This is a genomic window from Streptomyces sp. NPDC020958 (assembly GCF_055562175.1).
Map to the genome: position 1 here is coordinate 697,247 of NZ_JBVHFU010000003.1, position 14,180 is coordinate 711,426.

Genomic DNA, 14,180 nt, shown 5'->3' on the forward strand with positions numbered 1-14,180 from the left:
GGTCTGCTTTCTGTGAGCGGCACGGCCCGGTGGTTCGGGCCACGGGTGCCCTGGGGTGTCTGTGTGGCTGGTGGTGGCCGGGAGGCGGGCGGAGTGGCAGGAGGGGGGCCGCCCGCCTCCCGGCGGCTGGGGGCAGCGCGCGCCTTGGCGGCGTGCGACGGTCAGGCGAAGACGTCCTGCTGGTAGCGCTCGTCCGCTTCGAGCTGGGCGAGCCACCGCTGGGCGGTCTCGTCGTCGCTGCCGGTCTTCTGGCGGTGGATGGCGGCGAGTGCCTCGCGGACGGCGGGGGCCATGCGGCGGCCGTCACCGCAGACGTAGATGTACGCGCCGTCCTGGATGGCCTGCCACACCGTGTCGGCGGCGTTGGCGATGGCGTTCTGCACGAACCGGGCCGGGTGGCCGGTCACCGCGGAGAACGCGGTGTGGATCTGCGCGATGCCGGCCTGCTCCCAGTACTGCATCTCCTGGCGGTAGAAGTAGTCGTGCTCCGGGTGGCGGCAGCCGACGAACACCTGGGACAGGCCCACCTGGGTGCCGTTCGCGTGCTGTGTCGCCCGCTCCTCCAGGAACCCGCGCAGCGGCGCGATGCCGGTGCCGGGGCCGATCAGGATCAGCGGCGTGGCGGGGTCGGCGGGCGGGGCGAAGGTGGGGGAGGGCACGCGGACGTAGCCGTAGACGACGTCCCCGGGCTCCAGGCCCGCGATGTAGGCGGAGCAGGTGCCGCGGTACTGGCCGTCGCCGGACAGGGCCGGTCCCTCCAAGAGGCCGACGGTCAGGCGCACCTGACGCGGGTTGGCGGACGGGGCGGAGGAGATCGAGTAGAAACGCGGGCGGATGGGGCCCGTCATCTCCAGGAACACCGCCAGCGGCAGCTCGACGGCGGGGAAGCGCTCCAGCAGGCCCAGCACCGAGATGCGCTTGCCGAGGATCTCCTTCTGGTAGCGCTCCTCGGCCTCCTGGGTGTCGGCGGTGTACGCCTGGAGCTGCGGCCGGGTCCACGGGCACTCGGTGTGCTCGGCGAGCGTCTGGATCTGGGAGCGGGTGGCCACGTCCTGGAGCTCCAGGAACTCGGTGAGCAGGATGCCGGCGGTGACCGGGGTGCCCACCGGCAGGTGGGTGCGGCCGCCGTCCGGCTGGTCGAGCCGGAGCACCTGGTCGTAGTCGACGCCGAGCCGCCTCAGCGCGCGCTCCACCAGGGCGAGTTCGTTCTTGGCGAAGACGGCCAGGTGGTTGCCGGTGTCGTAGGTGACGCCGTCGGGCAGCTCGAAGGTGATGGACTTCGCGGACGGGCGCGGCGGCTCGATGGCGAAGTCCCACAGGCCGGTCGCGTCGGCCACCAGCTCCTCGTTGGCCACCACCGTGAGCGGGTACGCCTGCTCGGAGACGATCGCGGGACGCACGTCGGACTCGGTGAGCAGCTGCACCTGGTAGCGGGGGCCGCTCGCCTGGGAGGTGTCGGCGGCGTACTCCTCGGCCAGGGTGGCCCAGAGGTTGTCCATCCACCGTGTGGCCATGCCGTCGAAGTCACCGGCGGCGTCCGCGATGCCGCGTTCGACGACGGGGGTGGCGCCGGCGGCCAGCAGACCTTCCTCGATCCGCTTGGGGAACGCCTGGTAGGTGGCCACCCACTGGGTGTTGCCGGCGCCCAGCAGCGCGTACCGCACGTTGGACAGCGAGCCCTCGGGCAGTCCGGCGGCGAGCAGGTCGTCGAAGCGCTGGGCGTTGTCGGGGGCCTTGCCGTTGTAGCTGGCGGCGACGACGGCGAGCAGGCCCTCGGAGGGCAGGTTGTCACCCAGTTCGTCCAGGCTGACGAGGGTGGTGCCGAAGCCGGAGCGCTCACTGCGGTCGGCGATGGTGCGGGCCAGGTCCTCGCAGGAGCCGAGGCTGGAGCCGTAGGCGACGGTCAGGTTCACCCCGACACCGCTGACCGCTGCCTGCGCCTGCGTGTCGCTCGTCTGCACGTCGGCGGCGCCGAAGACGGTCCGCTCGTGTTCCTGGCGGCGGCGGACGATGAGTTCGAAGTTGCCGGGCTTGCGGGTCAGCGCCTCCCGGGGGTCCATCTTGTAGTCGGTGGTGTCGGAGAACTTGAACTTCTGCAGCACCAGCGCGAGGGCCAGGCGGGCCTCGGTGAGCGCGAACTGGCGGCCGATGCAGGCGCGTATGCCGTTGCCGAACGGCTTGTAGGCGTGCGGGTGCTGCTTGACCCGGTTCTCCGGCAGCCAGCGGTCGATGTCGAACTCGTCCGGCCGCTCCCACGCCTTGGGGTGGGTGTGCAGCGGGCCTTCCAGGATGAGGACCTTCGCACCCTTCTTCAGCTCGTAGTGGCCGCCGATGACGGTGTCCTCCCGCGCCGTCTTGCCGAACGACGGGATGGGAGCCCACAGGCGCAGGGTCTCGTCCAGGATCCGCGGGATGACGTCCAGCTGCATGATCGTGTCGTAGTCCGGGACGGTGTCGCCGGGCAGCAGGCGGTCCACCTCGGCGTACGCCTGGGCCAGCACGTGCGGGTTGCGCATCAGCGAGTACGTGGCGAACGACAGCAGACCACTGGTGGTCTCGTGCCCGGCGATCAGGAACGTCAGCACCTGGTCGCGGACGTTGTCGTCGTACAGCCGCTTGCCGGTCTCCGGGTCGGTGGCCTCCAGCATCAGGCCGAGCAGGTCCTCCTCACCGCCGCCCTTCCCCTCGCGGCGCTCCTTGATCACGCTCTCGACCAGCTCCTGCATCAGCTGGACGTTCTCGGCGTACCTCCTGGCATCGGCCTTGCGGAGCTTGGTCATCATCGGCAGCTCCTGCGAGCGCCGCAGCGACTCCACCAGCGCGCCCAGCAGGGCGTTGAGGAAGGGGTGCAGCTCCTCCTTCCCGAAGGAGTCGAAACGGTAGCCGAACCCCGACAGGGCGATCGTGTCCAGCGTCAGCCGGGTGTAGTCGTCGGTGATGTTGACCGACTGCCCCTCCTTGCGCTCCCACTTGCCCGCCAGGTTCTGGGCGATCTCCAGCATCTGCCCGAAGTAGGACCTCATGGCCCGCTGGCTGAACGCCGGCAGGAGGATCCGGTGGGCCATGCCCCATTCCTCCTCGTGCTGGTGGGCCGTGAACAGGCCCGCGCCCGCGAAGTCCCGGACATGCTGCAGCGGCGTCTTCTCGATCTGCTTGAAGAACCGCGTCTCGTCGGAGACCTCGGCCACCAGGTCCGGGTCGTAGACGAAGATCTGCTCGATACCGGCGATGTCCAAGCCGTAGATGCCCTCGGGGAACTGCTTGGACAGTTCGGCGAAGTACTCGACCGGATTGGTGTCGGGGATCTGCGGCGTGTTGCCGAGCAGGGGGATCCCGCGCGGGGACCGGATGGGGCGAAGGTCGTTCGCGGGGTGCGTGGTCATGTCTTGCTCCTCTGCGGAGGGGTGGGCAAGGGCGCGCTGCACAGGTCGATGCCGTGGCGCCGTACGGAAACATACGCCGTATGGAATTAGTACCGTACGACGTATGGAAACGCGAGGCAAGTCCGGTCGTCCCGGTGGGTGCTGTGATTCGGGTCATTTCCGTACGACGTATGAAACTGGTACCGTACGGGGTATGGAAAACAAGGTGAGGCGTCCCCCGCGGGGAACGAGGAAGAGGGACGTGCCTCTGACCGAGGCCGGGATCTACGCAGCCGCCCTGCGGCTGATCGACGCGGACGGTGTCGAGGCGCTCACCATGCGCAAACTCGCCACCGAGCTCGACGCGAACCCGATGTCGCTGTACCACCACGTGCCGAACAAGGAAGCGGTACTGCGCGGCGTGACGAGAATGGTCGGCGCCCAGTTCCGCACCGTGACGCTCGAGGACGCTCCCTGGCAGGAGCGCATCCGCCTGCTCGCCACGGATTTCCGGACCCTGGCGCACCGTCACCCCGAGCTGATGGCCTACTCGTTCAGCCACCAGCCCGACTTCATCCAGCCCGACGACCCGTTCTGGACCACGCTCACCGCGATCGTGGAGGCCGCCGGGGTTCCGCGGCCAGCGGTCCCGGAGATCGCGGCGCTGATGGTCGCCGTCGTCATCGGTGTCCTCGCCGCCGAACTCAACGGCTCGCTCCGCCAGTGGTCGACCCTCAAGCCCCCCGGCTTCGACGACGGGGAAGACGGTGACGGGAACACGGACCGTGACTCCATGGAGGTAGCTCCTGAAGGCCCTGACCAGGACCACATGTTCCGCCTCGTGATGGACACGCTGATCACGGGTCTGGAAAGCCGGCTCACCGGCGCTCGTGACGGCCGGGACGCCGGCCTTTGAGCAGCACCAGCTGAGGCTCCGCGGCCCAGTCACCGGCCCCTGCGCCGCGCCCGCAGTCGGACCACCCCGTCACATCGGGGAACACCACCCGGCGGGGTGGTCCCGCAGCCTCTGCGCGGCAGGCGTATGACGCCGACCCGTGCCATGACCACGGTCGTCGGCCTGTTTCCGATCACCCTCAGGCGCGAGGCGGCGCCCCGCGCGGGACGAGCCGTACCTGATCCCGATCGGTTCCTTTCTCTCTGCCGCCGTCCGCCTACCCCCACCCCCCATCCGGAGGGCCACTCCCATGTCCCAGAAGGCCACGGCCGCTGCTCGCGGCGTCGAGACCGCACCCGAGAACGTGCCCGAGCTGTCGTACCGGCGGCGCTGGGGGATTCTGCTGGTCGTTTCGCTGTCCATGCTGATGGGTGTCCTCGACGGCACCATCGTGAACATCGCCCTGCCGTCCGCCCAGCACGACCTCGGCTTCTCCGACGCCGACCGGCAATGGGTGGTCACCGCCTACGCGCTGGCCTTCGGCAGCCTGCTGCTGCTCGGCGGCCGCGTCGCCGACCTGGTCGGTCGGAAGGTGACCTTCCTGGTGGGTCTGGCCGGCTTCGCGGCCGCTTCCATGGTCGCGGGCGCGGCCAACGGTTTCGCCGCGCTCGTCATCGCGCGTGCCGTGCAGGGGCTGTTCGCCGCGCTGCTGGCCCCGTCCGCCCTCTCGGTCCTGATGACCACCTTCACCGATCCGCGGGAACGGGCCAGGGCCTTCACCGTCGCGGGCTCGGTCGCGGGCGCCGGTGGCGCCATCGGCCTGATCCTCGGCGGCGTGCTGACCCAATACCTGGACTGGCGCTGGACGATGTACGTCAACGTGATCTTCGCGGTGGTGGCGTTCGTCGGTGGGGCAGCCCTGCTGCACCGCACTCCGCGCGACACGTCCGCCAGGCTCGACGTACCCGGCACCCTGCTGGCCTCCATCGGCCTGTTCTGCCTGGTCTACGGATTCTCGAACGCCGAGACACATGGCTGGGGTTCGTCGGCGACGTGGGGCGTGCTGGCGGCCGGTGCCGTACTGGTGGCCGCCTTCGTGTGGTGGCAGAGCAGGGCGGCGTATCCGCTGCTGCCCCTGCGAGTCCTGCTGGACCGCAACCGCGGCGCCTCCTTCGCCGCCCTCTTCGTCACCGGCGCGGGCATGTTCGGCGTGTTCCTGTTCCTGACCTACTACCTGCAGCAGAGCCTCGGATACAGCGCTCTGGACACCGGCTTCGCCTTCCTGCCCCTGATCGTGGCCTCGTCGTCCGCCTCCGCCGTGGCCAACAATGTCCTGATGGCACGCATAGGACCGAAGCCGGTGGTCCCGTTGGGCATGACCCTTGCGGCCGCTGGGCTGATATGGATGACCAGGCTGGACCTGAACAGCGGATACGTGACGCAGGTACTGCCCCAGCTGGTACTCGTCGGCATCGGGCTGGGCACGGTCATCGCGCCCGCCATGAGCCTGGCGACCACCGGCGTGGCGGCTGCCGATGCCGGCGTCGCCTCGGCCGCTGTCAACACCCTGCAGCAGGTTGGCGGTTCCATCGGCATCGCCCTGCTCAGCACGATGGCGTCCGACGCAGCCACCGGCTACCTCTCCGGCCGTAACCCCAAGGACCCCGGCGTGCTGGCCCAGGCCGGCCTCGCGGGCTACTCCACGGCCTACTGGTGGTCGGCGGCCGTCTTCGTCCTCGGCCTCGTCGTCACTGCTCTGCTCTACCGCAAGGATGTGCCCCAGCAGGACCAGAACGCGACACCTGTCGTGCACATGTAGCGGGACGGGTGGCCACACAGAAAGGGAGAGTTGTATGGCCGCGAGCGGGTTCGTCGATGTGCACGCCCACTTCGTCACCGACAGGTATGTGGCGGCGGCTCGAGCCGCAGGTGTCGAACATCCCGACGGGATGCCCGGCTGGCCCGCGTGGAGCGTCGAAGAGCATCTCGACATGATGAGGCGCTCAGGGATCGACAAGTCCTACCTGTCGATCTCCTCACCCGGGGTGCACTTCGGGGACGACGTCGAGGCCCGCGCTCTCGCACGTGAGGTCAACGAGTTCGGCGCCCGGGTCCGCACCGAGGACCCGCAGCGGTTCGGTCTCTTCGCCTCCCTGCCCCTGCCGGACGTCGAGGGCTCGATCGTCGAGGCCGCCCACGCGCTCGACGTCCTCGGTGCGGACGGGGTGGTGGTTGAAACCAACCACCAGGGCCGCTACCTCGGTGACCCTCGGTTCGAGCCGCTCTGGGAGGAGCTCGACCGCCGCAGCGCCGTCGTCTTCGTTCACCCCACGTCAGCGCCCCACGCCGACGCGCTTGCTCTGGGCCGGCCGCGGCCGATGCTGGAGTTCCTCTTCGACAGCGCCCGCACCGCGAGCGACCTGCTCTTGCGCGGTGTCCTCGCCCGCCGTCCGCGGATCCGCTGGATCCTGACCCACGGAGGAGGTGTGCTGCCGCTGCTCGCCGACCGGATGGAACTCTTCCGCACCCACCTCGGCGGCGCCGTCGACGGGCCGAGCGCCGTCGAGCAGCTCGGCCGACTCTGGTACGACATGGCCGGCACGCCATTCCCGCGCCAGGTCCCGGCCCTCGACGCGGCCTTCGGCACCGAGCGCCTCCTCTACGGCAGCGACTACTGCTGGACGCCCATCGACGCGGTGCTCGCTCAGGTCGCCTCCATCGACTCCGCGGTGCAGCCGTCCGCCACCGCCACCTGGCGGGACCTCACCACCGGCAATGCCCGCCGCTTGTTCGACACCGGCGCACGGTGACCGTCCGGCCTGGAGGAACGGTCGTGAGAAAGTGCGTGCGAACCTCGGCGAGGGGCAGACGTCCGGATGCCTGCCTCAGGACGCACCCCGACAGGACTCACCCTTCGGCGAGGAAGTGCGCCAGCAAGCGGTCGAAGTCGCTGTGGCCGAGCTCTGCCCCCCGGGGCACCACTGCCTCCGTTTCCTTCAGGAACGCCTTGAATTCCTGCGCCGGGGCCTTGAGCAGGGCCGTACCGGAGGGCGGGTTGAGAAGGATGTACAAGTCGCGACAGCCCTTCTCGCCAGTGGGCCAGATGCGAACGTCTCCCTCGCCGGCGGGGCCCTCCAGGCCGTCGATCAGCACATCGCGCCCGATGATCCATTCCACCGGCTTGTCGTTGTCGGTATCGGTGGTGAAGGTGGCATGGACCACATAGGGATCACTCTGTTCGTACCGCAAATTCATGATCACGGGCAAGGTCGTCGCATGCACGCCGACAAGCTTCGCAGGCAGCCCCTGGATCACAGTTCTCGATGACTTCATCAGGTTTTACTCCTGGTGCTTCGACTCATGGCCGACGGGAGCAGGCGAGGCCACCACCCTCGTCGTAGGGCGACCTTCAGCGCAGCGGAGAGTCCACGGTGGGCGTCAGCAGGGTCTCGTCGAGGCCGACGATCTGGGCAATGTCGAAGCCCTCCATGTCCGCGCGGAATTCAGGACTCGACAGGTACGCCGCCAACCGCTCCTGCACGTCGTCGGCGTCCTGGTAGGAAACGAGGGCGTACAGCCGGGGAGTCTCGCTTCCGGCCGCTGCGGGCGCCGTCCAGACGCCGTGGGTGGTGATCCGGTGCTTCGCCATACCGGCGATGTGCTGGGCCCAGATCTTCTCGTAGGCGGTGAGCGCGTCGGAGTCGCGCAGAGTGTAGACGCGAAGCTGGTACTGGGACATGACACTGGTTCCTTTACGTCTGAGCATGGGCAGCGCGGGCGGAGGCGGTCGGGGACGCGGCCCCCCGACCGCCCGCAGGAGCGCGTCTCACCGGTCGTCGCGGCTCAGGTCATCGTGGCGCCTGTCCGCGCCGTCGCGCTCGAAGCGGTTCCCGTCGTGGCGGTAGGAGCTGTCGGACGTCCAGCCGTGTCCCTCGTCATCCCAGCGGTAGAAGTGCCCATCGCGGTAGTAGAGCCCGTCGCAGTCGTGCCGAATCGAATCGCTGCCGTGGCGGTCCTGGTGCCAGCCGCGGGTCTCGTCGCAGGAGTAGCCCCGCTCGAGCAGGTAGCCGACACCGTGGTCCCAGCTGTAATCAGCGGCCACCGCCCCGTCGGTCAGGTGCTGGGTGTGCGCGGTGGCAAGGGGTGCGGCGGAAGCGGTGCCACCGGCACCGAGAACGGCGGAACCGGCCACCGCGACGGAGGAGACAGCGAGGGCGATGCGCTTCGCGAGCTTGTTCATGATCTTTCCTTCCAGAGGGGGGTGACAGGCAGTTCCATACGTTGTATGGAAGCGCGCTTCCATTGTTACCATACGTCGTATGGAAATGTCGAAGTGACGAAGGCAACCGTTGATCGGTCGGCGCGGGTCCGCCCATGAGGGTCTTGACGTATAAGTCATTAGATCTGATTATTTCATCACTAGTGGGCGAATTGCTCTCACCTGACCCATGTCACGCGGTGTGCCGCTCACCGGGACCTCGCTGTTCACCACCGCCGCACACAGGGTCGCCGGGCCACAGGCCGACGCTCCTACTTCCGCACTGATGGGATGGACCGCGAATGACCGACACTGACCACACCCTCCTCGCCGAGCCGCTGAGCCTTCCCGAGGTGCCCGATGCCGCGATAGCGGTGATCGATGCCGAGGGCATCGTCGTGGGGTGGACGCACGCCGCTCAGCAGCTCGTCGGTCATGCGGCCGGCGAAGTGGTGGGCCGGTCCGCCGCACAGGTGCTGCCGCCTCCCGAGGACGCCCGGAGGGCGTTGGCGTTCGCCGAGCAGTGCCGTGCGCGGGGCGGCTGGTCCGGCACCGTCGCGATACGCCACCGCGACGGCCACACGCTCAGGATGACGCTGCGGGTCTCGCTGCTCCGGGGCCAGGACGACGACACTCGGTGGCTGGCGTCCGTGACGGACATAGGCTCCCTGTCCTCGGGGGCGACCGGGGGACCAGTGCGGGAGTCGCTCCTTGCCCGAGCCCCGATCGGCATCGTCGTCTATGACGCGCAGCTGCGCTGTGTCTGGGTGAACGACGCCATGGAGCGGCACGACGGCGTGCCTCGTCACCGACGCTTCGGGCGCGGTCTGCAGGATTCACTGCCCGCCGTCGAGGCCGAAGCGCTCAAGGTCGTGATGCGACAGGTGCTGGAGAGCGGCAGGACGACGGTGCACGAGTACCGCGCGTGGCCGCCCGCGGACCGGCCCCGTGAGCATGCGTTCTCCGCCTCCTTCTTCTGTCTCCAGGGCGCGGACGGCACCCCGTTGGGCGTGTGTTCCATGACCGTGGACGTCACCGGAAACAAGCGGGCGCGCGAGCGCCTCGCCATCCTCAGCGAGGCCAGCACGCACATCGGCAGCACCCTCGACGTGATGCGGACCGCCCAGGAACTGGCAGAGCTCACCGTGCCCCTGCTGGCCGACCACGCCCTGGTCGATCTCGTGGAGTCCGTTCCGTTCGGCGTCCAGCCGCCGGCACGGACCGGCACGACGAATGGGCGACCGCCGCTGCTGCGCCGTGCCGGTGTGGCCTCCGTCGACCTGGGGCTCCTCGAGTTGCCGTGGGTGCGTGAAGAAGTGGTCCACCCCCACCCGGACTCGTCGTTCTTCGCCGCCATGCGCACGGGACGGTCGTACCTGGAGCCGGTGCTGGACACCCGTTCCGGCCCATGGGTCGACCATGACGCGGTGCGGGCGCGGAAAGTACGCGACAGCGGCGTCCACTCCTTGATGGTCGTACCCATCCGTGCCCGGCACTGCGTGCTGGGACTGGCCCTGTTCGGCCGGTCCACGGAACAGACGCCGTTCCAGGAGGACGACCTGCTCCTCGCCGAGGAGCTGGTCACCAGGGCCGCGCTCTGTCTGGACAACGCGCTCCAGTACGCGCGCGAGCGCACCGCCGCCTTCACACTGCAACGCGATCTGCTCCCTCACCGTGTGGGGGGCGGCGCTGCCGTCGAGGTCGCCTCGCGCTATGTCCCCGCCGACATGGACCACGGAGTGGGGGGCGACTGGTTCGACGTGATCGAGCTGTCCGGTGCCCGGGTGGCCCTGGTCGTCGGTGATGTGGTGGGCCACGGCATCAACGCCGCGGCGACCATGGGCAGGCTGCGCACCGCCGTACGCACGCTCGCGGACCTCGACCTGCCCCCGGACGAACTGCTGACGCACCTCGACGACACGGTCCGGCGACTGAACGACGAGGACGCCGACGACACCGACCGGGTGCCCGCGGTAGTCGGTGCCACCTGTCTGTACGCCGTCTACGACCCGGTCTCCCGACGGTGCACGCTGGCACGGGCCGGGCATCCGCCGCCCCTGATCGTCGACGCACAGGGCGGGGTCACCGTCCCCGACCTGCCGGCCGGAGCCCCGCTGGGTCTCGGTCTCGGCCTGGTGCCCTTCGAGTCAGTGGAACTGGAACTGCCCGAAGGCAGCGTGCTCGCCCTCTACTCCGACGGCCTGGTGGAGGCCCGCGGCGAGGACATCGACGTCGGGCTGCGGCGTCTGGGCGCCGCCCTGGCACAGCCCGGTGCCGCCCTGGAGGACCTGTGCTCGCGGGCGATGGAGACCTTGTCGGCGCAGGCACCGGCCGACGACGTCACCCTGCTCCTTGCGCGGACGCGCGCCCTGCCACCCGCCCAGGTCGCGTTCTGGGACCTGCCGAACGAACCCGTCACCGTCCCGATGGCCCGGCGTCTGGTCGTCCGTCAACTCCGTGCATGGGGTCTGGAGTCGATGGCGACGTCCGTGGAGTGGCTCGTCAGTGAACTGGTCACCAACGCGGTCCGCCACGGCGACGGCCCGATCCGCCTACGACTCATCCAGCACCGGGTGCTCACCTGCGAAGTCTCCGACACCAACACCGGTCAGCCACGCCCCCGCCATCCCGGCGATCTCGACGAGCACGGCCGCGGCCTCTACCTCGTCGGCCGGCTGTCGCGCAGGTGCGGTGCCCGCTCCCTGACAGACGGCAAGGTCGTCTGGGCCGAACAGGACCTGCCGTCCCCGACGAACCTCGTGAGGAAAGCCTGAGACATGGACGCATCGGATGTTGAGAACGCCGACCCGGCCGGCGCCTTTCGAGGTACGACGGGCGTCTTCGGCGTCGGCCCCGTCGACCGGCCGCCCGCCTTCGACGGTCTGGCCGCGGCCGTGCTCGACGATCGGGGCACGGTGGTGGGGTGGACCGGCACAGCACAGGACCTGACCGGGTTCTGCGCCGACGAGGTCCACGGCCGCCCCGTGCGGGAGCTCGTGGCCGGCCTCCCGCACGACCCGCCCAGGGCCGTACACGTACCGGCGACCGGCCGGGTACGACTGCGTCACCGGTGCGGCACCACGATCGACGTCACATTCCGGACCACACGGGTGAGCGGCTCGGCGGACTTCCTCGTGCTCGCGGCCCCCACTCCGCACGTCGCCGACCATCGGCACGGCGCGGCCCTCCTGCGCGCACTGTCCGCACAGAACCGGATCACGATCGCCCTGCACGACACGGATCTCACCACCGTGCAGACGAACGCCACGCCGGACACTCCCGACGGCCGTCCCGTAGAGCCCGGCGCCCGACTGAGCGACCTGCTGTGCGCCGAGGACGCCGAGACCCTCGAGGCGGTACTGCGGCACGTGCTCGAGACGGGCGTCCCGGTGATCCACAGGGAGCAGCGAGTGAGGTGGCGACACCATCCGGCGCGGCGACACGCGCTGTCGCTGTCCGCCTTCCGGCTGGAGGACGCGCGAGGACACCCCACCGGAGTCGCAGCCCTGTACATAGACGACACTGGCCAACTGCGTGCCCGTCGGCAGCTGGATCTTGCCCACGCGGTCGCCGAGCGGGTGGGGGGCTCCCTGGATGCCGTGCGGACCGCCCAGGATCTCGCGGACGCCCTCGTACCCACCTTCGGCGATCTCGCAGCAGTCGACCTGGCGGACGCCGTCTTCGACGGTGACGAACCCGCAGAGCGACTGGGCGGCGGAGATCCGCATCTGCGCAACGCCGCCCTGGCGCCGGTCACCGCGGACTGGCCGCCCGGCATCCGGCGCGGCAACCTCGTCCCGTCCCTGTCCGACCACCCCCTCCTGCGCCGCTTCCAGCACGGCGAGACGGTCGTCTACGACCGGGACGACTACATCGCCCTGATCGGCGGCCCCCATGCGGCCGAGCAGTTCCTCCCGCACGACGTCCAGGCGGTGATGGTGGCACCACTGCACGCCCGCAGCCTCACCCTCGGAGCGATCGTGGTCTGGCGCACCGGCCCCTCCGAACCGTTCACCGAGGACGAGGTGGATCTCATGAGGCAGATCGCCTCACGGGGAGCACTCGCCATCGACAACGCCCGCCGCTGCACGCGCGAGCACAGAGCGGCCATGGCCCTGCAGCAAAGGCTCCTTCCCCCGGCCACGACCGACACTCCGGCAGCCGAGACCGCCGGCGTCTACCTGCCCACCGAGCGTGGGGGCGGCACCAGTGGCGACTGGTACGACGCCATACCCCTGCCCGCGCTCCGGCTGGCCCTCGTCGCCGGAGACGTGATCGGCCACGGCATACCCGCCAGTGCCACCATGGGCCGGCTGCGCGCTGCCATCCAGACCCTCGCCGACCTCGAACTGGAGCCGGACGAGTTGCTCACGCGTCTCGCTGACCTCGTCCAGCGCCTCGCGGCGGAAGCACCCTCCGGCGACCATGACGCCATGGGCGCCACCTGCCTGTACGCGGTGTACGACCCGGTCACCCGACGCTGCGCCATGGCCAGTGCCGGGCACCCGCCGCCGGTGCTCGTGCGGCCCGACGGGAGTGCCGAAGCCGTCGACATCGTCCCGGGGCCGCCCCTCGCCGTCTGCGGCATGCCGTACGAGACGACCACGATCGACGTCGAGCCGGGCAGCGTCCTCGCGCTGTACACCGACGGCCTGGTCCAGCGAACCACACACGATGTCTGCGCCGGGCTCCAGCGGCTGACCCGTGCTCTCGCCATCTCCTGCCGCCCGGACCGCCCGCTGGAGGAGACCGGCAGGACACTCCTCGACCGTCTGGTGGACGAAGCACCACGTGACGACGCGACCCTGCTGCTGGCACGCACCCGCGCCGTACCCGCCCACGACACCGCCCGCTGGTGGATACCGGCTGATCCGGCTGCCGTCTCGGACGCTCGGGCATGGGCGACCCGCCAGCTCACCGCATGGGGGTTGGACGACCTCCTGTTCCCCACCGAGCTCATCGTCAGTGAACTGGTCACCAACGCGATCCGCTACGGTCGTCCGCCGGCGGAGCTGCGCCTGATCCGGCACCACGTGCTGGTCTGCGAGGTCACCGACTCCAACACCGCCCAACCCCGCCTGCGCCGCGCGCGCACCACCGACGAGGGCGGCCGCGGACTGTTCCTCGTTGCCCGACTCGCCGAGCGCTGGGGCTGCCGCCACGGCCAGAACCACAAGACCATCTGGTCCGAACAGCCCCTCGCGCGCCCCCACTGATCACGCCCGGCGGCCGTCTTCGGCTCTTTCGGCCCGCCGTGGGTGTCAGGCCGACGGGCCGGCGCTGCCCTCGGCACCGTCCGCGCCGAGGGCGGCCAGCGCGTCGGCGACCGTCTCGTGGATGGGGAGCATCTGGGAGATGCCGGTCAGGGTCACCATGCGCACGAGACGGTCGGGGACGCTCGCGACCCGGAGCGAGCCGCCTGCCTCCTGAGCGGCGTGCAGCAGGACGATGAGGGTGCTGAGGCCGGTCGAGTCGACGTAGTCCACCTGGGCCAGGTCCAGGACGACGTGCGGGGAACCCTGCTCCACCACGGTCAGCGCCTGCGCGCGCAGCACGGGCGCGGTGTGCAGATCGACGTCGCCGGTGACGACGACGACGGCTGTGCGGTCACCGGGGTATCGGACGGTCGTGTCGAGGGTGTCGTTCACGTGAGACATCACTCCTG

The 14,180-nt window shown here is 69.9% G+C and carries 10 protein-coding genes; 5 read left to right on the forward strand and 5 right to left on the reverse strand.

The window, feature by feature from the left end; translation table 11 throughout:
• Nucleotides 1–161 precede the first annotated feature (161 nt).
• A complete protein-coding gene (locus ACZ3KP_RS13355) occupies nt 162–3,383 on the reverse strand; it encodes a bifunctional cytochrome P450/NADPH--P450 reductase (protein ID WP_467499063.1) in 3,222 nt (1,073 codons plus the stop codon).
• A gap of 241 nt (nt 3,384–3,624) precedes the next feature.
• On the opposite strand from ACZ3KP_RS13355, the gene ACZ3KP_RS13360 reads away from it, so the two are divergent.
• The 3 genes from ACZ3KP_RS13360 (at nt 3,625) to ACZ3KP_RS13370 (ending at nt 7,067) form a co-directional block, all read left to right on the forward strand.
• A complete protein-coding gene (locus ACZ3KP_RS13360) occupies nt 3,625–4,278 on the forward strand; it encodes a TetR/AcrR family transcriptional regulator (protein WP_467499065.1) in 654 nt (217 codons plus the stop codon).
• Nucleotides 4,279–4,567: 289 nt separating this feature from the next.
• The gene (locus ACZ3KP_RS13365; protein WP_467499067.1) at nt 4,568–6,076 is read left to right on the forward strand and encodes an MFS transporter; all 1,509 of its coding nucleotides are present in this window, start codon (nt 4,568–4,570) and stop codon (nt 6,074–6,076) included.
• 34 nt (nt 6,077–6,110) lie between these two features.
• Nucleotides 6,111–7,067, forward strand: coding sequence for an amidohydrolase family protein (locus tag ACZ3KP_RS13370; protein WP_467499069.1), 957 nt, complete (start codon nt 6,111–6,113; stop codon nt 7,065–7,067).
• A 97-nt stretch (nt 7,068–7,164) separates the two neighbouring features.
• Here the strand turns inward: ACZ3KP_RS13370 and ACZ3KP_RS13375 are convergent, their stop codons facing one another.
• The 3 genes from ACZ3KP_RS13375 to ACZ3KP_RS13385 form a co-directional block, all read right to left on the reverse strand.
• Nucleotides 7,165–7,590 carry an SsgA family sporulation/cell division regulator gene (locus tag ACZ3KP_RS13375; protein WP_467499071.1) on the reverse strand — a complete coding sequence of 142 codons (426 nt, stop codon included), beginning with the start codon at nt 7,588–7,590 and terminating at the stop codon, nt 7,165–7,167.
• A gap of 76 nt (nt 7,591–7,666) precedes the next feature.
• A complete protein-coding gene (locus tag ACZ3KP_RS13380) occupies nt 7,667–7,996 on the reverse strand; it encodes an NIPSNAP family protein (RefSeq protein ID WP_467499073.1) in 330 nt (109 codons plus the stop codon).
• 87 nt (nt 7,997–8,083) lie between these two features.
• A complete protein-coding gene (locus tag ACZ3KP_RS13385; RefSeq protein WP_467499075.1) occupies nt 8,084–8,497 on the reverse strand; it encodes a hypothetical protein in 414 nt (137 codons plus the stop codon).
• Nucleotides 8,498–8,817: 320 nt separating this feature from the next.
• On the opposite strand from ACZ3KP_RS13385, the gene ACZ3KP_RS13390 reads away from it, so the two are divergent.
• Together ACZ3KP_RS13390 and ACZ3KP_RS13395 are read left to right on the forward strand one after the other, a co-directional pair.
• Nucleotides 8,818–11,289: a SpoIIE family protein phosphatase gene (locus tag ACZ3KP_RS13390; RefSeq protein WP_467499077.1), complete on the forward strand. Its 2,472-nt coding sequence runs from the start codon at nt 8,818–8,820 to the stop codon at nt 11,287–11,289.
• A 3-nt stretch (nt 11,290–11,292) separates the two neighbouring features.
• Nucleotides 11,293–13,731 carry an ATP-binding SpoIIE family protein phosphatase gene (locus ACZ3KP_RS13395; RefSeq protein WP_467499079.1) on the forward strand — a complete coding sequence of 813 codons (2,439 nt, stop codon included), beginning with the start codon at nt 11,293–11,295 and terminating at the stop codon, nt 13,729–13,731.
• A 45-nt stretch (nt 13,732–13,776) separates the two neighbouring features.
• Here ACZ3KP_RS13395 and ACZ3KP_RS13400 read toward each other — a convergent pair whose 3' ends face one another.
• The gene (locus ACZ3KP_RS13400; protein WP_467499081.1) at nt 13,777–14,172 is read right to left on the reverse strand and encodes an STAS domain-containing protein; all 396 of its coding nucleotides are present in this window, start codon (nt 14,170–14,172) and stop codon (nt 13,777–13,779) included.
• Nucleotides 14,173–14,180: the final 8 nt, after the last annotated feature.